This is a genomic window from Sorangium sp. So ce1014 (genome assembly GCF_051521505.1).
Taxonomy (GTDB): Bacteria; Myxococcota_A; Polyangia; order Polyangiales; family Polyangiaceae; genus Sorangium.
In genome coordinates this window covers 4909954-4935240 of the sequence record NZ_CP150356.1, presented here as the reverse complement: position 1 = coordinate 4935240, position 25287 = coordinate 4909954, and the positions used below count along the sequence as shown (strand labels likewise).

The following is a 25287-nucleotide window of genomic DNA, read 5'->3' as shown; positions in this document are numbered from 1 at the left end:
GGCGCGATCCCGGCGCGGCGCTGCCTTCAGGGCTTCGCGGAGAAGACCCTGTCGAGCTCCTCTTTCCCGAACACCGGCGCCCAGGGCAGGAGCTCGTACTGCGCCAGCCCGTGCTTCGTGAAAGGATCGCCGTCCCGGATCTGATCCAGCGTCGCCCCGACCGCCTCGTCCGGCACCCGGAGCAGGACCACCCCGCCAGAACGTGGATCGAGCGGCCCTGACGCGAGCAGCAGCCCCTGCTCCATCAGCCTCTTCAGATAAGCGCGGTGGTCGTCGACGACCTTCAGCACCTCGTCGAGCGGTCGCCGGTAACGGATGATCGCAATCGCGTACATGATGTCTCGATTCCTCGGGCCGCAATCTACCAGAGCGCAGCGCCCGGCCGAGCCTGTTCCTGCCAGGCCGCCGTCCGGAGGAGATCGCGCGGCCGCGTAGGGCGCGAACGCGCGCCAGCGGGCTCGCCGCGACGGGCAGCGAGAAAAACCATTGCATCACCGGAATGTGCCACCATCGCGATCTCCAGGCTTGACTTGGCGGCCCGTCCTACGGAAGCGCGGCGGCGTGGCGGATCCCGCGCGGTCGCACGCCCCCCTTTCCCTTCGCGCTCTCGTCTGGCAGTGTGCGCGCCCTCCGCTGGAGACATCTGTATGGCGCGACCCCCGAAAGCAGCACCCGCTCCCATTCTCCCTTCCTCGCCTGCCGCCGCGCTCGCGGCGTACGGCCGTGTTGAGCCGAAGCTCCTCGAGCTCGGCCCTGACGACCTCGTGACCGTCTACGTCGAGGTCCCCAGGGCCGTGAGCTCCGTGCTCTCCGCCCTGCCCCACCTGCGCGAGCTCCGCGACGAGATCGTCCGCGATCTCCCGAACCACCCGATCGAGATGCTGGACGAGCTCGAGGACTACGCCCTCGCGGCGTGGTACTCCGACCTGCTCTACAGCACGCCGGCGAGCGAGCTCGACGCGAAGAAGCTCACCGACGACGCCGGCGCCGTGCGCGAGGGGCTCCTCGTCGCGGCCGAGGCGCTCGCGTACAGGAACCTGCTCGACAAGCAGCGCATCGCCGACATTCGCAAGGGCAAGGGCCACACGGATCTCGCGAGCGATCTCATCGCCCTGGTCGAGCTGTTCCGCAGCTCCTGGGACAAGGTCCGCGCGAAGACGGCGGTCGAGGACGAGGAGCTCGAGCGCGCCGCGGATCTCGGCGTGCGCCTCCTCGCCGCGCTCGCCGCGAAGCCCGGCAAGGGCTCGTCGGCGGCGCCGAAGATCACCGACGCGAGCGATCGCCGCGCGCGATCGATCTCGCTGGTCGCCAAGGCCTACGAGGAGTGCCGCCGCGCCGTCGCCTACCTGCGCTGGCACGAGGGCGGCGACGGCGACCTGGCCCCGTCGCTCCTGCAGAAGCCGCGCGGCCGCCGGCCGAACGCCGAGAAGGCCGCCGCGGCCGCGAGCGGCGCGTCCTCCGAGGCGTCGGCGAAGGCGACCGCCGACGAGGCGTCCGCCGCGGAAGGCGACGCGCTCTCGTCCTCCGAGCCGGCGAACGACGCCGCGCCGATCGCCAGCGCCTGAGCGCCGGCGCCTCGCGAACGCGACGAGGAAGGGCGCGGGGGCCCTCGAGCCTCCGCGCCTCTCCGCGCCCGCTCCCCTCCGGCGCTCTCTCCTCGCTCTCGACCCGCCGGCCGCGATCCGCGGGCTACCGGCTGCGGCTCGACTCCTCGATGAGCTCGACCTTGTAGCCGTCCGGATCCTCGACGAACGCGATCACCGTCTTGCCATGCTTCATCGGGCCCGGCTCGCGCGTGATCTTCCCGCCCGCCGCGCGGATGCGGTCGCAGGCCGCGCGGATGTCGTCCACCCCGAGCGCGATGTGCCCGTACGCCGTGCCGAGCTCGTATTTCTCCACGCCCCAGTTATGCGTGAGCTCGAGCTCCGCGTGCTCCGGGTTCTTCCCGTAGCCGAGGAAGCACAGCGTGAACTTGCCCTCCGGGTAGTCCTGCCGCGACAGGAGCTGCATCCCGAGCACGTCCCTGTAGAAGCCGATCGAGCGCTCGAGATCGCCGACCCGCAGCATCGTGTGCAAGATCCTCATGCCGACTCCTTCTCCTCCGGCGTCCGCGCCAGCGCGGCGCTCAGCCGTACCGCACCGAGATGATCTCCATCTCCGTCTCGCCCGCCGGGCGGCGCACCGTGATCACGTCGCCCGCGCGCTTGCCGAGGAGCGATCGACCGACCGGCGAGCGCCAGCTGATGCGCCCGACCGCGCTGTCGATCTCGTCCTCGCCCACGATCTGGTAGGTGTGGCGCGCGCCGTCCTCGTCCTCGATCTCGACCTTCGCGCCGAAGAAGACCTTGTCGCCGCGCTGCTCCGCCGGGTCGACCACCACGGCCTTCTCCAGCCGCTTGGTCAGGAAGTGCATCCGCCGGTCGATCTCGCGCAGCTTCTTCTTGCCGTAGATGTACTCGGCGTTCTCGGACCGGTCGCCCTGCGCCGCCGCTTCGGCGACCTCCTGGACGATGCGCGGCCGCTCCACGGAACGGAGCCGCGCGAGCTCCTCGGACAGCTTCCTCGCCCCGCCGGGCGTGATGTAAGCCGGGTCGGACATGGTTCGATCGCGACGGAGCCTACGCCGCGCCGCCCGCCAGATCCACCACCGTTGCGCCCGGTGCGGAGTCCCCAAAAACACCCCCGTCGGAGCCCCTGATCACCTTTGATTTCCACAAGATGGCCTCCCTGTCACGGACGGTTGTTGACGCGCCGCGGCGGCATGCTACGCGAATGAAGAACTGTGCCGCAGCTGCGCGGAAGACCGGGAAGGGAACCGGCTGCCAGCGCCCCTCGCCGCGGCAACGAGGAGGTCTCCCATGTCGAATGCCCAAACCCACCAGAACCGCTACAAGGCTGACCTCCGCGAGATCCGCTTCCTCCTGTTCGAGCAATTCCGCCTGGACGAGCTGCTCGGCAGCGCGCCGTACGACGGGTGGGGGCGCGACGAGGTCTCGATGGTCGTCGACGAGGCGTACAAGTTCGCGTGCGAGGTCTTCGGCCCGCTGAACGCGGTCGGCGATCGGGTCGGCTGTCGCATCGAGGCGGGGCAGGTCAAGACCCCGCCGGGGTTCAAGGGGGCGTGGGACAAGCTGTACGAGGCCGGGTGGAAGTCGGTCTCCGTCTCGCCCGCCTACGACGGCCAGGGCGGCCCCTTCACGCTCTACACGGTGGTCGAGGAGTTCCTCTGCGGCGCGAACGCGGCGCTCAACATGTACCCCGGGCTGACGTACGGCGCGGCGGAGCTGATCGAGCACTTCGGGACGCCGCGGCAGCGCGACATCTACCTGAAGCGGATGTACGGCGGGCAGTGGAGCGGGACGATGTGCCTGACCGAGCCCCAGGCGGGCTCGGACGTCGGCTCGTCGCGGACGACCGCGGTGAAGCAGAAGGACGGCAAGTACCTCATCCGCGGCACGAAGATCTTCATCTCCGGCGGCGACCAGGATCTCACCGAGAACGTCGTGCACCTCGTGCTCGCCCGCGCCGAGGGCGCTCCGCCGGGCACGAAGGGGCTCAGCCTGTTCGTCGTGCCGAAGCTCCGGGTGGACGACGACGGCGCGCTCGGCGAGCCGAACGACGTCCTCGTCGGCAACATCGAGCACAAGATGGGCATCAACGGGTCGTCGACGTGCGTGCTCAACTTCGGCGAGAACGACGCCTGCCTCGGGGAGCTCGTCGGCACCGTCGAGCACCAGGGCATGCCGCAGATGTTCCGGATGATGAACGGCGCGCGCATCTCGGTCGGCCTGCAGGGCGTGTCGGTCGCGTCGTCGGCGTACCTGAACGCGCTCGAGTACGCGAAGGACCGCAAGCAGGGCTCGTCGATCCTCCAGTGGAAGGACGCGACCGCGCCGCGCGTGCCGATCGTCGACCACCCGGACGTGCGGCGGATGCTGCTCGACATGAAGAGCCGCGTGGAGGGCATCCGCGCGCTCATCATCAAGCTCGCGCGCCACCAGGACGCGGTCGCCGTCTACCAGGGCAAGGACGACCGCGCGGCCGCGTACAACCAGGGCCAGGTCGACCTGCTCGTGCCGCTCGTGAAGTCCTACTCGTCCGATCAGGCGTTCCGCATCTGCGAGACGGCGATCCAGACCTTCGGCGGCGCCGGGTACACGAAGGACTATCCGGTCGAGCAGTACTGCCGCGACGCGAAGGTCTTCTCGATCTACGAGGGCACGAACCACATCCAGGCGATGGACCTCGTCGGGCGCAAGCTCGGCCAGGCCGGCGGGGTCAACCTGCAGGCCTTCCTGAACGACGTGGCCGAGTTCGTGAAGGCGAACGACAAGCACCCCGTCCTCGCCGCGAGCGTCAAGGAGCTGCGCGAGGCGCACGAGGCCGTCGCCGGCTCCGCGATGCGGCTGCTCTCGTGGTTCCAGATGGGCAAGATGCCGATGGTGCCGCTCTCGGCGAACCGCTTCCTCGAGATGATGAGCGAGCTCGCGATCGGCTGGCTCCTGCTCGACGGCGCGGTCATCGCGCTCAAGGCGCTGGAGGCCCTGCCGCCGGGCGACGCCGGCGCGAAGGACCGCGCCTTCTACGAGGGCAAGAAGCACGCGGCCCTCTACTTCGCGGCCAACGTGCTGCCGCACGCGAAGTTCTCCGCCGAGCTCCTCGGCCGCGAGGACTCGTCCGCCCTCGACATCCCGGTCGACGCGTTCGCGACCGTCTGATCTCCCTCCTCCCGGTCGAGGCGCTCGCGACCGTCTGACGTCCCTCCCCGCGCCGAGCCCGCCTCCGGGCGGGGTCTCGGCCGCGCGGGGCGGGTTCACTCACTCCGGGACCGTGAGCCGCTCCGCCAGGTTCCGGACGGGCACCGGCATCGTCGGGTCGCGCGACACGGCCATGATGTCGGCGCGGAGCGCGCGCACCTCCGTCAACCGGAGCCACGAGAGCGCGAGCCGCGTCATGCTCGGCAGGCCCCTCGCGAGCACCGTACGGACGACGTCGGCGGCGGGGAACGAGAAGGCCACCTCCTCGGGAGGCAAGCCCGCGGCCTTCGCTGCCGCCTCGATGCTCGCGTCGAAGTCGTCCCGCTTCGACTCCAGCACCTCGAAGTAGGCGCGCCCGCGCTCGGGCGCCAAGGCCTGAGCCGCCCCGCCGCCCTCGGGCGCGAAGACCCAGGTCGCCGAGCTGTCGAGCCCCACCCGCGCGCCCGACTCGAGCGTGACGAGCGGCAGGAAACGACCGCCTTCGAGCGGCTCCCCGCCGCCGGCCTCGAGCAGCTCGCGCACGAGGTCCTTCAGGTTCGCGCTCATGGGCCGATGTTCGCACGGAAACCCCGGCGGTGGGCAATTCGGCAGACACAGATACGCCCCCTTCCGGGCGCGCGGCCGCGCTTCCCGCCCCCGAAGCGCGCGGCGGTGACAATTCGCGGCGACTGCGGCGTGACGAGGAACGACGAGGAACGACGAGGAACAACCGTGGAGAACGCGCCGAGCGGACGCGCCATGTCGCTTTGCTTGGAAAACACGTCGGGTTGGCCGGAATAAGAATAGTATGGGGATTCAATTCAAAGTTGATGCACTGGTACTGCTTGGGTTCATTTCGGCTGCCGCGGCGATGAGCAGCGGTTGCGCGTTCGGGGGCGACTCCGTGGAGCTGCAGGTCCAGGATCGCTCGTCGGAAGATGCCTGCGTCCCGAGCAAGAACAAGAACAAGGTCGATTCGTCGTGCGGGCTGTGGGTCTCGAGCACGGGGAACGACGGCAACGCGGGGACCTCGGGGGCGCCCCTGCGGACGATCTCGAAGGCTCTCCAGCTCGTCTGGCACCAGGGAAAGCGCGTCTATGTCTGCGCCCAGGAGTTCGATGAGCCGCTGCTCGTGCCCGGAGGACACACGATCTTCGGTGGGCTCGATTGCCGCGACAACTGGCGCTGGATAGGCGACAAGAAGAGGACCACGCTCACCGCTCCTGAGGGCGAGACGCCGCTCAAATTCCACGGCGGCAGCGGCGTGGCGGTGATCGAGGACATCCACGTCATCGCGCGCTCGATCCCGCCGACTCACACCGAGCTGGCCGGCCGCTCGTCGATCGCCGCGAACACCTCGGGGATCGGGGTCGACTTCAACCGGTGCATCCTCGAGGCGGGCGACGGGGCGCCGGGCGCCCCAGGAGACGCGCTCGTGAACGACCCGGCCGAGGCGGGGACGTCCGGCACCTTCGGCAACGCCGCGTGCACGTCCGCGACGGTCGCCGGCGCTGCCCCTGTGAGCAACACCTGCGGTACGCCCGACGACCGCTCGGACGACTCGCGCAGCGGCGCCGGGGGGACGGGTCGGGTCGCGTCGGGCGCCGACGGGGACGATGGGGGCCCGACCGGCGCGACGAACGGCGGAACGGGCGAGACAAGCTCCAGGACCTGCACGCCAGGCAAGGTGGGCGCGGATGGCGCCGCCGGGCGGCCGGGCGCGGGGGCGACCGGCTTCGGCTCGCTCTTCCTGGACGGGTACACCGGCCCGCTCGCCGGCAATGGGTGGCCGGGGTTGCCGGGCCAGGGCGGCGGCGGCGGCGGCGGCGGAAAGGGCGGCACAGGCACGCTGATGTGCCCGTTCGCGAGCTCGGCGGGCGGCGCCGGCGGGGGCTCCGGCGGCGCAGGTGGCTGCGGCGGGCTCGGCGGCAACGGCGGAGGCGCCGGCGGGGCGAGCATCGCCGTGTTCGCGGGGAGCGCCCGGGTCGACCTCACCGACGTGGTGCTGAAGACCGGCCGCGGCGGCGACGGCGGAGACGGGGGCCAGGGCCAGGACGGCGGCCAGGGCGGCCAGGGCGGGCCAGGCGGCATCCTGGGCAAGGCCACCGCGCTGAACTTCGCCTGCGGCGGCGGCCCGGGCGGCCAGGGCGGTCAGGGAGGCCGCGGCGGCGGCGGGCTCGGCGGCCACTCGATCGCCATCGCCTATGCGGTCAGGGCGCCTCTCCTCAAGAACACGACCATCGAGATCGGCGAGGTCGGGACCGGCGGGCTCGGGGCCGCGCGGGCGTACAACGGGGCGGACGGCGTGGCGGCCGAGATCTACGATATCGAGCAGGGGCTCGGGCAGTAGCGGATAGGGCCTAATCCGGCGGCGGCGGCGGCGAGGGCCAGCTCCGATCCTCCTGCATGCAGCGGAGCTGCGTCACGCGCCGTCCCTCCGAGGTGCTCACCGCGATCTCCCGGACGGGCGCGTCGCGCCGCGCGCGCCGGCTCAGCTTCTCGACCACCAGAAACCCCTCCCGCTCACCCGCGAGGCGGAGGAACTCGTCGAACAGCGCGACGTGCCCGCCGCGCGCCCCGTCCTCGGCCGTCGCGATGCGCCGCTGCGTGGCGACGCCGATCGCCAGCGCGTCGCCGCGGGCGCGCACGACCATCGCCGGATCAAGGCCGCGCTGGCTCTCGTCAGAGACCGTCCAGATCTCGGCGACCCCCGCCTCGGCGAGGCGCCGCTTCATGTAGGAGAAGGCCGACTCGAGCGTGTTGTTCCGGTACGGGACCGCCCTCGACTCCATCGGATCGACGTGGTTCCGCCAGAACGCGATCAGCGCGTGCGCCCAGCGCCTGGCGTCGAGCCGGCGGTCCTGGAACGGCCAGTCCCCGGCCGTCGCCTCCGCGCAGGCACGGAGCAGCGCCTGCTCGTCGATGCCGCGCGTCGCCAGGCAGCGCGCGCAGTGCATGTACCCCGTGCCCCGCTCGAGGAGCGCGCCGCACATCGAGCAGATGTCGTTACCATAGCCAGGGCCCATGTACCGGAGCCAGCCGACGCTGAGCTGCTGGTGAGCCGCGCGGCGCTCCTCGTTCCACGCGATCTCCCGCAGCCCGTCCTGAAGGGCCCTCGAGGCCGCGCGCCGCTCATCATCTCGCTGCGTCATCCGCTGTCCTCCAGCGTGAGCCCTGTTCGCGCCGGCCCGGCAGTGTAACGCCTGGGCCTCCACCGCGCTTCGCGAGGCGACACAAACCGCCCGCACGCGATCCTCGTCGCGACGGCATCGGGCGCGTCGCCGGGCACACACAACGCCACATTGTTGACATTGACTTTCATTTGCCGTTACGCTATGCGTCGACAAGATGTCGCGGTTTGCCTCAGTTCTCGTGCTTCCGTTGCTCTTCAACAACGCCGGTTGCGGTGGAGAGCCTGCGCCCAGCGACCCGCTGGCGGGCGTCCAGCTGATCGGCGATGACCTCAGCGACATCCCTTTGCACGGCGCCTCGGCGGAGCAGGTAGCCCGGTTCAAGGAGGGCGACGCGCTCTTCGACTTCGTGTTTCGCGAGCGCGACGGGCTCGGTCCGCTCTACATCCGCGCCTCGTGCGCGGGGTGCCACGAGGGGGCCGCGCGCGGCCCGGGCGCCGTCCAGAAGATGGCGCTCGTCGACGACGACGGCGTGACGCCGGCGGTGGATCAGGCGGGGCTCCCCTACGGGCACACGATGCGGCCCTACGCGGTCGGCGGGGCGACGACGCTCTCGCGACCCGAGATCGAGGGGACGATCAAGCTCTCGCAGCGCCTCGGCCCGCCGGTGTTCGGGCGCGGTTACATGGAGGCGGTCGATGACGCCGAGATCGAGCGGGTCGCGGCCGAGCAGGCCGCGCGGGGCGACGCGATCCGCGGGCGCGTCAACCGCGTGGTGTTCCACTCGAAGAAGAACGCGGACGAGTCGTTCCACACCTTCGCCGAGGGCGACGAGGACCTCATCGGCCGCTTCGGGTTCAAGGCGCGGGTGGCCACGCTCGACGACTTCACGGCCGACGCCTACCAGGGCGACATGGGCATCACCTCGCCGCTCCGCCCGGAGGAGCTGCCGAACCCCGACGGGCTCACGGACGACGCCAAGCCGGGCGAGGACGTGGCCATCGACACGGTGAACGCCGTCGCCGACTACATGCGCTTGCTGGAGATCCCGAAGCGCGCGCCCGCCGACGAGCACGGTCAGGCGCTGTTCGCCGAGGTCGACTGCGCCGGCTGCCACGTCCCCTCGCTGAGGACGCGCGCCGACTACCCGATCGCGCAGCTCGCCGACATCGACGCCCCCGTCTACACCGATTTCCTCCTGCACGACCTCGGCCCGGACCTCGCCGACGGGCTGGCCGACGAGTCGGCGAGCTCCGCTTCCTGGCGGACGGCGCCGCTCATCGGCATGCGTCACAGCACCTCGTACCTCCACGACGGCCGCGCCATGACCATCGAGCAGGCCATCTTGCTCCACGACGGCCCGCGCTCGGAGGCGGCCGCTTCGGTCGCCGCGTTCCGCGCGCTCTCCCGCGAGGATCGCGAGGCCCTCATCGACTTCGTGCGCTCGCTCTGAACGACGTTCGAAGGCGCGCGCCCGCGCCCATCCACTTCGCGCGCTCGCTCCGGGCGAGCCGCGGCAAGGAGCTCGAAGATCCATGCAACTCCCCGCCTGCCTGCGGTCCGGTCTGGCCATCGCCGCCGCCGCCCTCTCGCTTCCCGCGTGCGGAAGCGACAACGAGACGCTGTACACCGACGCGGATTACGAGCGGCGGGCAGTGGTCGACGTGAAGGCATTCATCCAGGACAACCTCGACCAGTTCGCCGCCGCCACGGCCGCGCTCCAGGCGGCCGCGCCCGAGCCGGACGAGGACGGGTGGAGCGCGACGAGCGACAAGGAAGCCGTCGACGCCATGAAGGCCGAGTGGAAGAAGGCGCGTCAGTCCTACGAGCGCGTCGAGGGGGCCATCGCGGTCGTCTTTCCGGATCTCGACACCTCGACGGACGCCCGCTACGACGCGTTCATCGAGGTCAAGGCCGACGACGACCTCTTCGACGGCGAGGGGGTGACCGGCGTGCACGCCGTCGAGCGCATCCTCTGGGCGGACGAGATCCCGCAGCCCGTCCTCGACTTCGAGTCGGCGCTCACGAACTACAGCCCCGCCGCCTCCCCGGCCACCGAGGCCGAGGCGGCCGCGTTCAAGGACGAGCTCTGCGAGCGGCTCAGGGCCGACGCGGAGAAGATGCAGACCGATTTCGAGGGCCTCGCGCTCGACGCGCCGTCCGCGTACCGCGGGGTCATCAGCTCCATCCTGGAGCAGGTCGAGAAGACGAGCAAAGCGGCGACCGGAGAGGAGGAGTCGCGCTACGCGCAGTACACCCTCGCCGACATGCGCGCGAACGTCGCGGCCGGCGTGCAGACCTACGCCGCCTTCCAGCCGTGGCTGCTCACCAAGGGGGCCGAGGGCGCGGACGTCGACAAGGCGGTGCTCGCCGGCTTCGATCGGCTGTCGAGCGCCTACGACGCGATCGAAGGCGACGCGCTGCCGCCGCTGCCCGAGGGGTGGAGCGACGAGGCGCCGACCGAGGCGCAGCTCGCGACCCCGTTCGGCGTGCTGTTCTCGCTCGTCGAGCGCGAGAGCGACGACGCGACGCCGGGCACGCTCGCGCACGACATGACGCGATCCGCGGATCTCCTCGGGATCGACGAGCTGCCCTGAAGGCAATCACGCGTCAGGGGGGCGCGTCAGGGAGGGCGCGTCAGCCGGCGGCGTTCCAGCGCACGAGCACGCAGGTCACGTTGTCAGGGCCGCCGTGCAGGTTGGCGCGGTCGACGAGCGAGCGCGCCGTCGCCGCGAGGTCGTCGCCCTGCGCGAGCACCTCGATGATCTCCGGCTCGGGGACCGGGCCGGAGAGGCCGTCCGAGCAGATGAGCAGGAGATCGCCGGCCTCGGGCCGCTCGATGCGCGTGGCGACGTCGACGGTCTTCCCCATCCCGAGCGCGCGCGTCACGACGTTGCGGGCGAGCAGCGGATCCACGTCGTCGGGCAGCTCCTCGCCGCTGCGCAGGTGCTCGTTCCAGAGCGAGTGGTCCTCGGTGAGCCGCTCGAGCCGGTGCTGGCGGTAACGGTAGACCCGGCTGTCGCCGACGTGCGCGATGCACGCCGAGGTCGCGTCGGCGTAGACGCCCGCGAACGTCGTCCCCATCCCGTAGAAGCGCGGATCGCGCTGCCCGACCTCGAAGATCTGCTCGTTGGCGCGCCAGATGGACGAGACGAGGCGGAACTCGAGGGGCGCCGCCAGCTCGTCGTACCCCGTGGGCTGCGTGATCTCGCCCTCGCCGTCCTTGCAGCACGACTGCACGATGTCGACCGCCATCCGCGACGCGATCTCGCCGCCGGCGGCGCCGCCGATGCCGTCGGCGACGACGAAGAGGCCGAGATCCAGATCGACGGCGAAGCTGTCCTCGTTGTGCTCGCGCTGGCGGCCAACGTGGCTGTCACCGGCGGCTTCGATGCGGAGCGGGGGGTTCACGGAGCTTCCTCGTCGGTGACACGCGTGTCGACTCCGGGCAGCATCCAGCGGCCGGACGCCTTGCGCAAGTCAGGAAGGGGCTCAATTCGAGCGGAGAGCGCCGGGCCGCTCGGGCTCGCGCGGCCAGGCTAGGCTAGGCTACGTGCGCAGCGCGGCGGTCGCGGGCGACCGGAGCGGCGGGTGGGCGCCCTGCGGCCCGCGGAGCGGCTCGGCAGGGGGCGGGACGCTCGCCGCGCGGACCTCGAAGCGGCCGTTCTTCCAGGTCACGAGCCCGCCCGAGAGGCGCGCGGAGCTGCCCGAGCCCGGCTCGGACCTCAGCCAGACCAGGGGGCGCGCGGCGAAGACCGGCTTGGTGCAGGCGATGTCCTCGAAGGCGGCGGACCACGAGCCGGAGTTGCCGAAGAACAGCCCGCCCTCCCAGGTGCCCTCGGGCGTGTGCGTGTGGCCGAAGACGACCGCCCTGGCGCGGTGGGCGCGGGCGACCTGGCGCGCGGCGCGGCTGACCCGCTGCCAGGTCGCGTCGAGCGGGAGCTTCGGAACGAGGCGCTCGTAGACGACGAGCCCCGCCGGCGCGACGAGCGCCGCCGGCGTGAGCCAGCCCGGCACGAGCAGCAGCCACACGAGGGCGACCGCGACCGCGAGCAGCCCCAGGGCGGCCCGGTCGAGCCAGAGCTCGCGCGCGACGAGCCCCAGCCGGTCCTCGGCCGGCCGCGCGAACAGGCGGGCGTGGCGGGCGACGGCGCGGAGCGGGGCGCCCGTCTCCTGCGCGGCGGCCGCGAGGCACTCGCGCAGGCGGGCGCGCCGCTCCGGCTCGCGCCGGCGCACGAGCTCGACGACGGTGCGGAGCGCGCCGAGCGCCCAGGCCCCCGCGAGCGTGCGGCGCGAGAACATGTAGTAGCGCGCCCAGTGCGCGAGGTAGCCGAACGCGGACAGCATGAACGAGGAGTCCACGTGCGGGTTGAAGTAGCCCATCCGTGAGACGAGCAACCGGCACACGAGCGAGCCCATGGTCGGCTGGATCTCGCCCGGCTTCCGTCCGAACGGGACCATCGGGTAGCGGTAGCTGCAGTAGGCGTCGTACTGGTTGCCGTGCTCCACGATGATGCCGTCGGGCGTCTTGTGGAACCAGGCGCGGAACACGACGCGAGCGCCCAGCGCGGCGCGCGAGATCGCGCCGGGGCGCGAGACATCGGCCAGCGCGGCGAGCGCCGCCTCGACCACGCGGGCCCGGACCAGGTCGCGCACCTCGGGCAACGTGAGCTGGACGTCGTGGTTGCCCGAGATGAACACGACGGTGTGTCCATCGGCGACGACGCGGCCCAGCGCCTCGATGAACACCGGGTGATCCGCGAGGATCGCCGCCATCGCCGGGACCGCGTGCTCGGCGCTGCGCGGGAGGTCGTGAAAGACGCTCTGCTGGTCGATCACGCGCGGCGCGTCGAAGTCGAACACATCGCCGTTGAGCACCAGCGTGAGCTCATGCCGCCCGGCGTCGCGCGCCGTGCCTTGCTTCATCTCGTCCCGAAGCGCGTCCAGCATCGCCGCGACTTCGCTGTCGGGGGAATACGGAGCCTGACGGTAGCGCATCCACAGACCGTCACCCGGCTCGAGCTCACAAAGATGGATATCTGAGATTGCCACCGTATGGAGCATCTCGTCAAGGTGACACACGCGCCTGTCCACGGCCTGTCAGGGAATGGTCACGACTCGGTGTCGGGCGGCGCGGAGGGCGCGTGCGGACGCGGCGCTGCTGCGTCGTCCTGGGCTCCTGGCTTCCTGGTTTCCTGGCTCCCTGGCTTCCTGGCTCCCTGGCTAGGCCTTGCGAGGGCTTGATCCTCGGGCGCCCTCGGGTGGCGACTGTCGGGCTGTCGGGGAGTGTGGTGTCTTGGGCGCCGTGTCGTCCGCGGCCGTCGTTATGACGACGACGCCTGCTCGCTACGGCTGTCCCTTGCGCTTGATGATCATGAACTGCACGCGGCGGTTCTTCTGGCGCCCTGTCTTGACGCGGTTGTCCCCGAGCGGCTGCTCGAAGCCGTAGCCCCTGGCGACGAGCTTCTCCCGCGGCACCCCGGCGGCCACGAGCCACGAGAGGACGGCCTCCGCGCGCTGCTGGGACAAGCGCAGGTTGTACCCCTCGGTCCCGCTGTCGTCCGTGTGGCCTTGCACCTCGACGAGCTCGATATCCGGGTTCTGCTGGATGGCGTCGCGCACCTCGTACAGAATCTCGTCGGAGACAGGATCGACCGTCTGGGTGCGCGTCTTGCCGTAGACGACGAACTGCACCGGCCTCGACGTCGTGATCTCGTCAGCGCTCACGCGGACGAACTTCGGGCAGCCGTTCTGCCGTGGATCGGGATCGGAGAGCCCCCGCTCGTTCGGGCAGGCGTCCGCGGCGCCGCGGACGCCGTCGCCGTCCGGATCGTCCGGGCAGCCGTTCTGCTTCGGGTTCTTGCTCGCTGGCCCCTTGAGCTTCGGGCAGGCGTCCGAGGCGTCGGCGATGCCGTCGCCGTCCGCGTCGCCCGGGCAGCCCACCTTCTTCGGGTCGTCGCTCGGGCCGCCGCGCACGCTGGGGCAAGCGTCGATGCCGTCATGGAAGCCGTCGTCGTCCGAGTCGTCCGGGCAGCCGTTCTCCGTGGGGTCGGCGCTGCGAGCACCCGGGGTGGACGGGCAGGCGTCGTCGATGTCGAGCACGGCGTCGCCGTCGCGATCCGCTGGAGGGCAGCCGTCCTTCGCGGGGTCGGGCGACGGATCGCCCTTGACGTCGGGGCAGGCGTCGATGTGGTCATCGATGCCGTCGTCGTCCTTGTCGCCCGCGACGGCGGAGGCCTGCGCGCGCTCCGGGGCAGGCGCCGGGAGCGGCGCCCAGCCCACCATGCCGACGGCGCGGACGGTCGGCGAGCCGACGGCCGTCAGGAGGCCGGGCCCGACCGCGGCCCCGAACGTCAGGCCGCCGAGGACGCGCAGCTTGGCGCCGAAGAGGAGCTCGGCGTTGACGCCCGCATCCGCGGGCGTGGCCGGCACGCTCGATAACACGAGCTCCTCACCGAGCGGAGCTGCGCCGTACAGCTCGGCGCCGAGCTGGAGGAGATCGCCGCTCATCAGGAGCCCCGCGGCGCCGCCGAACGTGACCAGCGGCGGGCGGTTGGCCCCTCCGCCGAGCTCGACGCCGCCGCTCGCATTCCACAGGAAGCCGAGCGTCGAACGGGCCGAGCCGACGCGCCCGCCGACGCTCGCGTGAAAGGCGCCGCGGACCTCCGCGTCGCCGGTGTACTGCGCCGGCGAGCCCGTGGGCAGGAACAGGTAGCCGCCGAGCCCGAGCTGGACCGGACCTGCGTCCTCGCCGAGCAGACGGAGCCGCGCGCCGAGGCGGAAGTCGCCGAGCTCCGGCGCCGTCAGCTCGGTGAACTGGACGCCGGGGATGGCCGGGTCGTCGCCCGTTTGCGCGATGGCGAGCGGCGCATCGATCGAGAGCAGAAAGCGCTCCCACAGCGCGAGCGAGGCGTCGAGGCGCAGGTACGCCTGCGAGGAGACGATCGCGACATCCGTCTCGCCGCCGCTCGTGCGGATCGGCTGGTGGGAGTAATCGAGCATCGCGTGGACGCGCGCCGCGAGGTGGCCGGGAGCGGCGGGAGACGGCACGCCGAAGAACGCGTCTCCGGCGGGCGCCGGCTCGAACCGGTTGAGGGAGAAGCCGCCGGTGGATTGACCTCGCGAGGCGCTGGCGAGCGTCATGAGGAAGGCTGCTGACGCTGCCGCTGCGACGGAGGTAGACCTCATCGGCTGGCCACGATAGCGGGGGCGTGAGGCGGGGGGCAACATGCCGTCGCGCCTCGGCGCGTGGGGGTTCATCATGGCCCTCTACCGCTGCTCCCATGGGCAGCAGCGATTGCGCGAAGCCGTGAAGGTCAGTGGCCGACCGCGTCGACGGCCGTGATGTGACGGCGCGCCGCGGATCGGTGCTCTCAGAACTGGTGCCGCAGGCTCGCCCCGGGCGCGATCATCAGGACGAAGTCGCCCATGAGCGACTCCGGCGCGTAGGTGCCGATCCCGTCGGTCGACGCCGCGAGCTCGATCGTCCTGTCCCACGCCGGCTTGCTGAGGCCGATCAGGAGCAGCAGCTTCACGCTGGCGGAGAGCTCCCAGCGCTCCCCGAGCCGCAGGCCGAGCCTCGCCTCCGGATCCACGTAGAAGTACGTCGCCGAGGCGAAGTCGACCACCGGGTACGTGTTGAACCACGCCCCCTCGGCCGTCCTGAACCGGCCGTTCCGCTCGTCGCGGACCTCCCCCACGAGCACCCCGGCGCCGAGCCGCAGCAGCGCGGGGAAGCGATCGCCGAGGTGGTACCCGAACGTCGCGCCGGCGAGGAAGCCGCCCAGCCGGAGCGCGTCGCTCGCCGTGCCGCCGAGCGGCTCCCGGTAGCCGATCGGCCTGAGCTCCGCCGGGCGCTCCTCGAGCTGCTGCGTCGCGACGAGGCCGCCGATCTCGATCCCCACGCCGATCCCCGAGCCGAGCTCGTAGCCGCCGTGGATCATGCCGAGCCCGCCGAGGCCGATCGAGCTCGAGCAGCCCGAGCGACAGCCGCTCGCGATCTCGCCGCCGAGCGTCGGCGCCACAAGGAACGAGGCGCTCGCGTCGAGCGTGAACTTCGGCGGCTTGCGCCAGATCTCCGCGTCCTCGTCGCGCTCGAGCGGGAGGCTCAGGCTCTGGCGCTGGCCCTTCTGCAGCGTCACCGTGCGCGCCTCGGTGACGAACCCGTCAGCCTTCACCTCGACCCGGTGCGCGCCGGCCTTGAGCCGGCCGAGCCAGACGCCGTTGCCCACGTTGACCGAGTTGATCCAGACGCTCGCGCCGGGCGGCGTCGGGTCGACCCGGAGCGACGCGTCGAGGTCCTCGGCGAGGAGCGACAGCGTGGTGAGGTCCTGCGGCTTCACGGGCGCCGCGGTCGGCTGCGTCCCGAGCTTCCCCTCGCCGCGCAGCGCCACCATGTGGTCGCCGACCGACAGCGCGCCGATCCACGGGGTCTGCCCCACGACGACGTTGTCCACGAGCACGTCGACCGTCTTGCCGGCCCGCTCGACCACGCGCAGCCGACCGGAGCGGACCAGCCTGCGGAGCTTCGCGTTCACCGTGACCGTCTGGCCCCCGGCGACGTCGACGCGCGTCTCCACCGGCACGTAGCCCTCCTTGAAGACGCGGACGACGTGCGCGCCGGCGGCGACGCGGATCGGCTTGACCGGCGGGTACTGCCCGCGCTCCTCGCCGCTCACCACGATGGACGCCCCGGGCTCGGCGCTCGTGATGTCGAGCGTCCCCACGAGCGCGCGCAGCTCGGCGATCTCGCGCTGCGCGACCGCGCGCTCGGCGGCCGACATGGTGAAGTCGCGCAGGAAGGTCTCGAACATCTCGAGCGCCTCGTCGTAGCGCTGGAGCTTGCGCAGCGCGATCGCGGCGTTGTTCGTGGCCGCGCGCGTCGGGTAGAGCTTGCGCGAGAGGAGGAACTCGGCGAGCGCGGGGCTCCAGGCCTCCTCGCGGAGCAGGGTGAGCCCCTTCTCGAAGTGGAGCCGCGCGACCTGCCGGTCCGTCTCGGAGACGGGCGCCTCCTCGGCCGGCGCGGCGTCCTCCGTGCCGGCCGGCGCCGGCCCCTCCGCGCCGGCCGGCGCCGGCTGTGCGAGCGCCGGTCCCGCGGCGACCGCGACGGCGAGCGCGGCCGAGAGCGCGCGCAGCTGCCGCGCCGTCCGCGGATGCCGCACGAGGGAGAGAGGGCACGAGCCGCCGCGCCGCGTACGCAGATCCATTCGATCGAGCACCGTACTCAGCCTGTTCTTCTGCTGTTATTTTCCGAACTCTTCGGTGTTGTCGATGATCCCCTTGGGGGTCGTCGGCGCGGGAGGCGGCGGTGCGGCGGAGGCGCTCTTCGCCGGAGGCGCCGGAGCGCCCTTCGCCGAGGGCGGGGCGAGCTCGATCTTGAGCGGCCGCGCGCCGCTTGTGGTCACGAACACGTCGGTCACCACCTCGTTCGCCCCCTTGAACACGCGCACCCTGTGCTCGCTCCCGAGCGGCCCGGTGATCTCGAGGATCCCGTTCCTGGTCCTCGCGCGCGCGCCCTCGATCTCGACCGAGGCGTCGGCAGGCAGGATGACCACCTGAACGCGCCTCGGATGCGACTCGGCGGCCTCGACGACCTCCGACGTCCCCGTCGCGGCCGGCGGCGGCATCGGCGCCGGCGCCGGGGTGGCCGCCGGCGTCGGGAGCGCCTCGGCCGTCGCCTGCGCCACCGGCGGCGCGACGGGCTCGGGCGACCGCTGGCTGCTGACGAAGTACACGCCGGCCGCGATGACCGCGGCGAGCAGCGCGGCGCCGGCCACGACCGGCACCCGCGACGCGCCGGGCTGCGTGCCGCGCTGCGACTGCGTGAGCGCCCCGGTCGTCGCCGCGCCGACGTGGTTGCCGACCGGGACGACCGCGCCGAGCGGCCCGCTCTGGTTCGCCGGCGGCGCGAACGACGGGTGCGATCCGCCGCGGTGCTCGTGCGGGGCCGCGGGGTAGCCGCCGCTCTGGTTCGCGGGCGAGGCCGCGAGCGCCGGGTAGCCGCCGCTCTGGTTCGCGGGCGAGGCCGCGAGCGCCGGGTAGCCGCCGCTCTGGTTCGCGGGCGATACGGCGGCATACGCGCCGCTCTGGTTCGCCGGTGGGATGCTGACGTTCACCGAGAACCGCGGCGCGGACTGCCTGTGCACGGCCTCCGGCAGCGGCACGAGCATGCTCTCGTGGATGCCCCAGCCGTAGGGGAGCAGCGGCCGGATGGCGCCGAACATCTCCTGCGCGCTCTGGTAGCGCTGCCCGGGCGCTTGCAGCAGACAGCGATGCACGATCGCCGCGACCTCCGGCGGCACCCAGGGCGCGAAGTCCTGCACCGGCGGCGGGGGATCCGAGCAGATGGAGATGATGAGCTCGCCGAGCGCGGTGATGTGATGGTACGGGGTTCGCCCGGTGAGCGCCTGGTAGAGCACGGCGCCGAGCGACCAGATGTCGGTGCGGTGGTCGATCTCCTTCTGGCCGCGCGCCTGCTCGGGCGACATGTAGAGCGGCGAGCCGATGAGGTTCCCGGTGCGCGTGAGATCGGCGCCCTCGGTCTCGTTCGCCCGGTCCATCTTGACCTTGGCGATGCCGAAATCGAGCAGCTTGACGAGGATCTCGCCGGCGTCGCGCCGCGCGAGGAACAGGTTGTGCGGCTTGATGTCGCGGTGGACGACGCTCGCCTCGTGCGCCTTCTGAAGCCCGAGGCACGACTGCGCGACGATGCGCAGCGCGAGGTCGGGCGCGAGCGGCCCGACGCGCTTGATGAGCTGGTGGACGTCCTCGCCGGCGAGGAACTCCATCGCGAGGAAAGGCAGGTTCGAGCCGCGATCGACGCCGGCGTCGAGCACCTGGGTGATGTGCTGCGTGTCGATCGCGCCCGCCGCGCGCGCCTCGCGCTGAAAGCGGCTGACCACCTTCGGATCGCGGGTGAGATCGGCCGAGCTGATCACCTTGACGGCGCAGCGACGACCGGTCCCCGTGTGCTCGGCCTCGTAGACCGAACCCATGGCGCCCTCTCCGAGGAGCTTGCGAATCTGATATTTGCCGTCGATGATCGTGCCGATCACAGCGTTAGGGGCACTCTAGGGGATTGCGCACGGGGGAGCAATGTCCGCGAACGCGCGCGCGCTCGAGGCTCGACCTGTCGCGGATTCGCGTACAGCTCGGCGGGACAGGTCGCGCTCCTGAGGGTGAGCCCACCCCTGAAACGGGGCGGCCGCGCCCCGTCAGGTCGAGGCGCCGGCCGCCCGCCTCCGCCGCCGTCACGTCCCCGGGCGCCGCCGGCCGCCTGGGGGTGGACCCCAGGCGGCCGAGGGGATGTCTGCGCGAGGGCTGGCGACGGAGGGGGCGGCGCCCGCACGGTCCTCGAGGACGGGCGACTCGCGCGCTCCCGTGACCGCCCGTGCCCCCGCAGAGGCATGCCGTCAGGCGGTCGAGGGCGCCGCCAGCCGCGTGAGCGGGCGTGGCGCTAGTAGCTGCCGAAGCCCGAGGGCCCGTTACCAGCCGAAATCGCTGCCCGGGCGCCTACCGCAGTCGTGGTGGTGGCGGTGCGGGCAGAAGGGGTCGAAGCGGTTGTCGAAGCGGTTGTCGAAGCGGTTGTCGAAGAACGACGAGTTGGGGCCGCGATGGCAGTCGTCGAAGTGCGGGAAGCGGTTATGGCAGTCGTCGAAGTGCGGGAAGCGGTTATGGCAGTCGTCGAAGTGCGGGAAGCGGTCACGGCAGTGGTCGAAGCGGTCGTCGAAGAACAGGTTGTTGTTGATGATGTTGATGGAGGGGCAGCAGGGGAAGCCGCCGCCGACGAAGCGCGAGCCCACCCCGCCGAAGCCCACCCCGCCGAAGCCCGCTCCGCCGAAGCCCGCTCCGCCGAAGCCCGGCACACCGACCCCCGGCACGCCACCCGGCACGCCACCCGGCACGCCCATGGGCGCCTGGCCGACCTGACCAATCGGCGCCTGGCCGACCTGACCAATCGGCGCCTGGCCGACCTGACCAATCGGCGCCTGGCCGACCTGACCAATCGGCGCCTGGCCGATCTGGCCAGTCGGCCCCTGCAGGCCGGGACCCACCGGCGCCTGCCCGCCGACCGGCGCTTGGCCGAGATCGGTGGGCATCTGCGAGCCGATGTCGAGCGGCCCCTGCTTCCCGAGCGGCCCCCCCTTGCTAGGCCCGAGCGGCCCCCCCTTGCTCGGCGCCTGGAACCCGCCCCTCGCCTCCTCGTCCCCCTCGAGGGCCTCGGCCGTCGAGTCGACCAGCTCGATCTCGTCGAGACCGGCCTCGTCGAGGTCCGCGGCGCCCGCCGAATCGACGGCGCACCCCGTGCCCAGAGCCGCCATCACCATCGCGAGTCCCATCACCTTGCCATGAATCGAGAGCATGTGTTGTCCTCCTCAATATCCCGTGATGGCCGGAAGCCCCGAGCCATCTTGGGTTCACCGAAGAGCAGGCTGTGTGCCTCAGCGCTCGTGTGCAGACACTGCCGCTGCGAGCTCGCGTCGCCGGCCTCGCCGCATCGGCGAAAAGACATTCTCTGGATCAGCGCCGGCTCTGGTTTTCCGATATCTCAACGCGAGGACCGGCCGGACGGCCCCCCGCGCCGCGGCCCCAGCGCGCGGGCTGCGCGCATCCGCTGGAGATGGCGAACTCACCGCCTCGGCGGCCGGCGCTCGAGCGGGGCGCGCAAACCCATCTCTCGCGCGCGTTCGAGCAGATCACGTGCGCTCTCGCCCGCGCCGCGGCCGTCGCGAACGAGAGCAGCTGGGCCCCCCCGGCGACGCGCAGACGGCCGCCGCGCGCCGCCTCTCCGCCGCTCGTATGACCCGGCCAGAACCCCCCGTACCGCCCCGGAGATATGGCCCCTTCTGCGCCTGACCTGCTCAGGATGCGCCGTTTGTGACCAATGAAGGCAGAGCACGAGAATCGATCGACTCGGGCCGTAACCATCCGCCTCCGTCACCGCAGCTCCGCGATGGGCGCTCAAAACGAAACGAGCCCGGCCGGCGCGCTCCTGCGCTGGTAGACCACCAGATGCGCGCAAGTGAGCTCATGTGAGTAAATATGCGTTCGGTGGATCCAGGCGCCGTTTACGTACGGCCGGCGGGTTGGTAGAACTTTTCTCCGGAGGACGCATGAACAACGAGCCGAGCGAGACGGAAGGGGCAGACACGGGTCGTCGCGGGGTGTTGCGAGCGGCCGCCACGACCGAGGCGGCGATGGCGGGCGGGGCTGTCGGGGGCGCGCCGCCCGGGGCGCCTGCGGCCCCGCGAGATACCGCGGCGGCGGCGCCGCTGCGCATGCTCGGGCGGACCGGCGCGCAGGTGGAGCCGGTGTCGCTCGGCGGAGAGGGGATCCTCCGGACGACCGGTCGCCACCGCGAGGCGGTGCCGGTGATCCTGGAGGCGCTGCGCCTCGGGGTCAGGTACTGCGACACTGCGCCTGCGTACCAGCAGAGCCAGGACTACTATGGTGAGGCCTTCCGCGCCGCCGGACCGAGGGCCCGCGAGCAGGTATTCCTCGCCTCGAAGACGCACGCGCGCGATCGCGACGGCGCGCTCAGGCTGCTCGACGACAGCCTGCGCCGCCTCGGGACAGACCACCTCGATCTGTGGCAGTTGCACGATCTGCGCGAGAGGGACGAGCTCGACGCGATCTTCGGCAAGGGGGGCGCGATCGAGGCCGTCGAGCAGGCCAGGGCGGACGGTCGCGTGCGCCACGTGGGGATCACCGGGCACCACGACCCGCAGATCCTCGTCGAGGCGATGCGGCGCTATCCGGTCGACACCGTGCTGTGCGCGATCAACCCCGCGGATCCGGCGCGGCTCCCCTTCCTGACGACGGTGGTCGAGGAGGCGCGGCGGCGCGGCGTCGGCGTCATCGGCATGAAGATCATGGCCGCGGGCCGCCTGCTCCAGGATCGCGCCGCGAGCCCGGGCGAGCTCATCCGCTACGCCGCGAGCCTCGCCGACACGGTGATCATCGGCTGTTCCTCGATCGCCGAGGTGCGCGAGAACCTCGGCGCGAGGGCCCTGCCCTTCCCCATGCCGCCCGCCGAGCGCGGCGCGCTCGAGGCGCGCGTCGCGCCCCGAGCCGGTCGTTACGACACGTTCAAGGCCTGAACGGCGCGCGGGCGCCCGGGCGCGCAGACCGCGGAGCGCGCCTACGCGCGAGCGCCGCGAGCAGCAGCAGCAGGCTGGCACCGGCGCCCTCGCTGGCGCCTCCGCCGGCGATCATCCGGCAGTCGCAGCCCCCCTCGAACTCCGGGCTGTCGAGCGGCTCCTCGCCCGCGCCGCCTGCGCCGCCCTGGCCTCCGCCGGCCCCGGCCTCACCGCCGCCACCTGCGCCGCCTGCGCCGCCTGCGCCGCCCGCGCCGCCCTGGCCGGTCGACATGCAGGCCTCGCCCGGCTCATCCGGGCACGGATCGCAGGCGTTGCCGAGATCGTCCCCGTCCGTGTCGGACTGGTCGTTGTCGACGAGGGGGCAGTTGTCCTCGCCGTCGAGCGTGCCGTCGTTGTCGTCGTCGTCATCGCACGCGTCGCCCTCGCCCTCACCGTCGGTGTTCGTCTGATCGTCGCTCGGATCGTCCGGCGTCGGCAGGGCGGGCCCGTTCGCCACGAGAGGGCAGTTGTCCTCGCCGTCGGGCGTGCCGTCGTTGTCGTCGTCGTCGTCGCACACGTCGCCCTCGCCGTCCTCGTCGGCGTCGAGCTGGTCGTCGCTCGGGTCGTCCGGCGTCGGCAGAGCCAGCCCATTCGCCACGTACACGCAGTTGTCCTCGAAGTTCAGGACTCCATCGTTGTCGAGGTCCTCGTCGTCGCACGCGTCGCCGCGCCCGTCGCGGTCCTCGTCGTACTGCTCCGCGTTGCGGTGGGACCTGCAGTTGTCCTCGTCGTCGCGGACGCCGTCGTTGTCCGAGTCCGGATCGCGATAGTCGGGGATCCAGTCGCGGTCGGCGCCGTTCGAGTCGGTGTCTGCCGGGAGGCCCTCCGGGGTCAGCGGCTGCGCCTCATCCCGGTCGAGCACGGAATCTCCATCGCTGTCGACGTCGACCGCGTCGATGCCCCCGTCGTCAGGAGCGGTGCCATCGAGATCATCCGTGTCGGTCGGCTCCGTGAAGTAGCAGCCCCCTGCCTCGCACGGCGTCAGGCTGTCGCGGAGCGCGTCGTCATCGTTGTCGACCGGGATCAGGGCATAGCAGGTGCGCGGTTCGCTCTCCGAGCACACCTCGAGCGCGTCGGGGATGCCGTCGTTGCGAACCGTATCGACGGCCCTGGCGATATAGCAGCTCCGCGGGTCATCGTCCTGGGTGCAGATCCGCAGGCTGTCGATGATCCCGCTTGTGTCTCCGTCTCCGGCGACGCTGTTCCACGGGACGCACGTCACGAAGTTCGGGCACACCTCGGTGGCGTCGTCGATCCCGTCAGCGTCGGTGTCCGCGTTCAGCGAGCTCGTGGTCCAGAGCGTCTCCAGCTGGTTGTGAATGCCGTCGTTGTCAGCGTCGTCGTCGCACGAGTTACCGAGACCATCGCCGTCGGTGTCGGCCTGCGGGGCGCCCGGACCCGGAGGCGGGTTCGCGGCGAACGCGCAGTTGTCGACCTCGTCGAGGACGCCATCGTTGTCGTCGTCCGGGTCGCAGGCGTCACCGCCGCCGGTGCGATCGTTGTCCGCCTGGGGCTCGCCGGGGATCGCGGGCGGGTTCGCGACGAACTGGCAGTTGTCGACGTCGTCGAGGACGCCATCGTTGTCGTCGTCCGGGTCGCAGGCGTCACCGCCGCCGGTGCGGTCGTTGTCCGCCTGCGGCTCGCCTGGGATCGCGGGCGGGTTCACGACGAACTGGCAGTTGTCGACGTCATCGAGGACGTCGTCGTTGTCGTCGTCGGGGTCGCAGGCGTCGCCGCCGCCGGTGCCGTCGTTGTCGGCCTGCGGACCGCCGGGGATCGCGGGCGGGTTCGCGACGAACAGGCAGTTGTCGACGTCGTCGTTGACACCATCGTTGTCGTCGTCGAGGTCGCAGGCGTCGCCGCCGCCGGTGCCGTCGTTGTCGGCCTGCGGACCGCCAGCGATCTCGGGCGGGTTCACGACGAACTGGCAGTTGTCGACGTCATCGAGGACGTCGTCGTTGTCGTCGTCGGGGTCGCAGGCGTCGCCGCCGCCGGTGCCGTCGTTGTCGGCCTGGGGCCCGCCAGCGATCTCGGGCGGGTTCGCGGTGAACGGGCAGTTGTCGATGTCGTCGTCTACACCATCGTTGTCGTCGTCGAAGTCGCAGGCGTCGCCCCCATCCTGGCCATCGCTGATGTCGTTGTCGGCTTGCGGCGCGCCGGGGGTCTCGGGCGGGTTCACGACGAACTGGCAGTTGTCGACGTCGTCGAGGACGCCATCGTTGTCGTCGTCGAGGTCGCAGGCGTCGCCGCCGCCGGTGCCGTCGTGGTCGGCCTGCGGACCGCCAGGAGTCCCCGGCGGGTTCGCGGCGAACGGACAGTTGTCGACGCCGTCGAGGACGCCATCGTTGTCGTCGTCGGGGTCGCAGGCGTCACCGCCGCCGGTGCCGTCGTTGTCGGCTTGCGGCTCGCCAGGGATCTCGGGCGGGTTCGCGGTGAACGGGCAGTTGTCGACGTCGTCGAGGACGTCATCGTTGTCGTCGTCGGGGTCGCAGGCGTTGCCCAGGCCGTCGCCGTCGTTGTCGGTCTGTATATCCAGATCGGGCCCCGGCTCCAGCGGTCCATTGTCGTCATCGGGGCAGTTGTCGCACGCGTTGCCCAGGCCGTCGCCGTCATTGTCGGCTTGCGGCTCACCCGGAATCGCAGGCTGGTTCGCGATGAACCGACAGTTGTCGAGCGGCTCATCCCCCTCGCCGAAATCTGGGACGCCATCGTTGTCGTCGTCGGGATCGCAGGCGTCGCCGTCGCCGTCGCCGTCGTTGTCGGCTTGCGGCTCACCCGAAATCGCAGGCGAGTTCGCGACGAACTGGCAGTTGTCGACCTCGTCGACGACGCCATCGTTGTCATCGTCGTCGTCGCACGGATTCCCTATTGTGTCTCCATCGTTGTCGCCGAAATCGTCGCTCTCTACGCCAGGGCAGTTGTCGCAGGCGGTGCCCCTCTTGTCATTGTCCGGGTTCGCCTGGTCCTCGTTTGCGACGCTCGGGCAGTTATCGCATTCATTGCCGCGCGTGTCCCCATCGTCGTTCTCCTGACCGGCGTTGGGAATGTTGGGGCAGTTGTCCGCGCGCGCACCGACGTTGCTGACGCAGTCGCCATCGGAGTCGTTCGGCACGGGCGGAGTGCACTGGGCCCACGCGCTCCGCGCACTCAGGACCGTCGCCGCGAGGATCGACAAGCCCATGACGAGCAGGCGGGAATGCCACATCACGGCGGACGAGAGCGTGCCATCACGCAGAGAGTACCGGCGAGAGAAAGGGGACAGGAGGTGATGAGCCACGACGA

General features: G+C 71.5%; 18 protein-coding genes. 6 read left to right on the top strand and 12 right to left on the bottom strand.

From position 1 onward, the window contains the following. Positions 1-26 precede the first annotated feature (26 nt). Complete coding sequence (locus WME75_RS18760; RefSeq protein ID WP_437492719.1) at positions 27-335, bottom strand: YciI family protein; 309 nt, start codon at positions 333-335, stop codon at positions 27-29. A 312-nt stretch (positions 336-647) separates the two neighbouring features. Between WME75_RS18760 and WME75_RS18755 the strand changes: the two genes are divergently transcribed. Then, complete coding sequence (locus WME75_RS18755) at positions 648-1565, top strand: hypothetical protein (RefSeq protein WP_437492717.1); 918 nt, start codon at positions 648-650, stop codon at positions 1563-1565. Between the two features lie 124 nt (positions 1566-1689). On the opposite strand, the gene gloA is transcribed toward WME75_RS18755, so the two are convergent. Both gloA and greB read right to left on the bottom strand, forming a co-directional pair. Continuing rightward, positions 1690-2085: a lactoylglutathione lyase gene (gloA, locus tag WME75_RS18750; protein WP_437492715.1), complete on the bottom strand. Its 396-nt coding sequence runs from the start codon at positions 2083-2085 to the stop codon at positions 1690-1692. Positions 2086-2125: 40 nt separating this feature from the next. Then, on the bottom strand, positions 2126-2599 hold the full coding sequence (greB, locus tag WME75_RS18745; RefSeq protein WP_437492713.1) for a transcription elongation factor GreB: 474 nt from the start codon (positions 2597-2599) through the stop codon (positions 2126-2128). 259 nt (positions 2600-2858) lie between these two features. On the opposite strand from greB, the gene WME75_RS18740 reads away from it, so the two are divergent. After that, positions 2859-4718 carry an acyl-CoA dehydrogenase gene (locus tag WME75_RS18740; RefSeq protein ID WP_437492712.1) on the top strand — a complete coding sequence of 620 codons (1860 nt, stop codon included), beginning with the start codon at positions 2859-2861 and terminating at the stop codon, positions 4716-4718. Positions 4719-4817: 99 nt separating this feature from the next. On the opposite strand, the gene WME75_RS18735 is transcribed toward WME75_RS18740, so the two are convergent. Beyond that, positions 4818-5303 (bottom strand): hypothetical protein, encoded by a 486-nt coding sequence (locus tag WME75_RS18735; RefSeq protein ID WP_437492711.1) that lies wholly within the window; start codon positions 5301-5303, stop codon positions 4818-4820. Positions 5304-5607: 304 nt separating this feature from the next. Here WME75_RS18735 and WME75_RS18730 point away from each other — a divergent pair, with 304 nt between their 5' ends. Beyond that, the gene (locus WME75_RS18730; protein ID WP_437492709.1) at positions 5608-7086 is read left to right on the top strand and encodes a PGRS family protein; all 1479 of its coding nucleotides are present in this window, start codon (positions 5608-5610) and stop codon (positions 7084-7086) included. A gap of 10 nt (positions 7087-7096) precedes the next feature. Here the strand turns inward: WME75_RS18730 and WME75_RS18725 are convergent, their stop codons facing one another. Continuing rightward, positions 7097-7888, bottom strand: coding sequence for a hypothetical protein (locus WME75_RS18725; protein ID WP_437492708.1), 792 nt, complete (start codon positions 7886-7888; stop codon positions 7097-7099). 220 nt (positions 7889-8108) lie between these two features. Between WME75_RS18725 and WME75_RS18720 the strand changes: the two genes are divergently transcribed. Next, the gene (locus WME75_RS18720) at positions 8109-9320 is read left to right on the top strand and encodes a di-heme oxidoredictase family protein (RefSeq protein WP_437492707.1); all 1212 of its coding nucleotides are present in this window, start codon (positions 8109-8111) and stop codon (positions 9318-9320) included. A gap of 82 nt (positions 9321-9402) precedes the next feature. Continuing rightward, positions 9403-10464 (top strand): EfeM/EfeO family lipoprotein, encoded by a 1062-nt coding sequence (locus WME75_RS18715; RefSeq protein ID WP_437492705.1) that lies wholly within the window; start codon positions 9403-9405, stop codon positions 10462-10464. Positions 10465-10504: 40 nt separating this feature from the next. Here WME75_RS18715 and WME75_RS18710 read toward each other — a convergent pair whose 3' ends face one another. From WME75_RS18710 to WME75_RS18685, 6 genes are all read right to left on the bottom strand, one after another. Continuing rightward, a complete protein-coding gene (locus WME75_RS18710; RefSeq protein WP_437492703.1) occupies positions 10505-11278 on the bottom strand; it encodes a PP2C family protein-serine/threonine phosphatase in 774 nt (257 codons plus the stop codon). Positions 11279-11416: 138 nt separating this feature from the next. Next, the gene (locus WME75_RS18705) at positions 11417-12817 is read right to left on the bottom strand and encodes a hypothetical protein (RefSeq protein WP_437492701.1); all 1401 of its coding nucleotides are present in this window, start codon (positions 12815-12817) and stop codon (positions 11417-11419) included. Between the two features lie 396 nt (positions 12818-13213). Then, a complete protein-coding gene (locus tag WME75_RS18700; protein ID WP_437492699.1) occupies positions 13214-15010 on the bottom strand; it encodes an OmpA family protein in 1797 nt (598 codons plus the stop codon). 230 nt (positions 15011-15240) lie between these two features. Then, a complete protein-coding gene (locus tag WME75_RS18695; RefSeq protein WP_437492697.1) occupies positions 15241-17085 on the bottom strand; it encodes a PEGA domain-containing protein in 1845 nt (614 codons plus the stop codon). A 24-nt stretch (positions 17086-17109) separates the two neighbouring features. Continuing rightward, positions 17110-18921, bottom strand: coding sequence for a serine/threonine protein kinase (locus WME75_RS18690; protein WP_437492695.1), 1812 nt, complete (start codon positions 18919-18921; stop codon positions 17110-17112). Between the two features lie 429 nt (positions 18922-19350). After that, on the bottom strand, positions 19351-20229 hold the full coding sequence (locus WME75_RS18685; protein ID WP_437492693.1) for a hypothetical protein: 879 nt from the start codon (positions 20227-20229) through the stop codon (positions 19351-19353). Positions 20230-20979: 750 nt separating this feature from the next. Between WME75_RS18685 and WME75_RS18680 the strand changes: the two genes are divergently transcribed. Then, a complete protein-coding gene (locus tag WME75_RS18680; protein ID WP_437492691.1) occupies positions 20980-21966 on the top strand; it encodes an aldo/keto reductase in 987 nt (328 codons plus the stop codon). Here WME75_RS18680 and WME75_RS18675 read toward each other — a convergent pair. Beyond that, on the bottom strand, positions 21956-25186 hold the full coding sequence (locus WME75_RS18675) for a thrombospondin type 3 repeat-containing protein (protein ID WP_437492689.1): 3231 nt from the start codon (positions 25184-25186) through the stop codon (positions 21956-21958). The two genes, WME75_RS18680 and WME75_RS18675, sit on opposite strands and share 11 nt — an antisense overlap. Positions 25187-25287: the final 101 nt, after the last annotated feature.

Bases quoted from the DNA above. Each gene is read 5' to 3' on its own strand.
- WME75_RS18760 (WP_437492719.1), bottom strand. From the start codon at position 335: ATGTACGCGATTGCGATCATCCGTTACCGGCGACCGCTCGACGAGGTG.
- WME75_RS18755 (WP_437492717.1), top strand. From the start codon at position 648: ATGGCGCGACCCCCGAAAGCAGCACCCGCTCCCATTCTCCCTTCCTCG.
- gloA (WP_437492715.1), bottom strand. From the start codon at position 2,085: ATGAGGATCTTGCACACGATGCTGCGGGTCGGCGATCTCGAGCGCTCG.
- greB (WP_437492713.1), bottom strand. From the start codon at position 2,599: ATGTCCGACCCGGCTTACATCACGCCCGGCGGGGCGAGGAAGCTGTCC.
- WME75_RS18740 (WP_437492712.1), top strand. From the start codon at position 2,859: ATGTCGAATGCCCAAACCCACCAGAACCGCTACAAGGCTGACCTCCGC.
- WME75_RS18735 (WP_437492711.1), bottom strand. From the start codon at position 5,303: ATGAGCGCGAACCTGAAGGACCTCGTGCGCGAGCTGCTCGAGGCCGGC.
- WME75_RS18730 (WP_437492709.1), top strand. From the start codon at position 5,608: ATGAGCAGCGGTTGCGCGTTCGGGGGCGACTCCGTGGAGCTGCAGGTC.
- WME75_RS18725 (WP_437492708.1), bottom strand. From the start codon at position 7,888: ATGACGCAGCGAGATGATGAGCGGCGCGCGGCCTCGAGGGCCCTTCAG.
- WME75_RS18715 (WP_437492705.1), top strand. From the start codon at position 9,403: ATGCAACTCCCCGCCTGCCTGCGGTCCGGTCTGGCCATCGCCGCCGCC.
- WME75_RS18705 (WP_437492701.1), bottom strand. From the start codon at position 12,817: ATGCTGGACGCGCTTCGGGACGAGATGAAGCAAGGCACGGCGCGCGAC.
- WME75_RS18700 (WP_437492699.1), bottom strand. From the start codon at position 15,010: ATGACGCTCGCCAGCGCCTCGCGAGGTCAATCCACCGGCGGCTTCTCC.
- WME75_RS18685 (WP_437492693.1), bottom strand. From the start codon at position 20,229: ATGCTCTCGATTCATGGCAAGGTGATGGGACTCGCGATGGTGATGGCG.
- WME75_RS18680 (WP_437492691.1), top strand. From the start codon at position 20,980: ATGAACAACGAGCCGAGCGAGACGGAAGGGGCAGACACGGGTCGTCGC.
- WME75_RS18675 (WP_437492689.1), bottom strand. From the start codon at position 25,186: ATGGGCTTGTCGATCCTCGCGGCGACGGTCCTGAGTGCGCGGAGCGCG.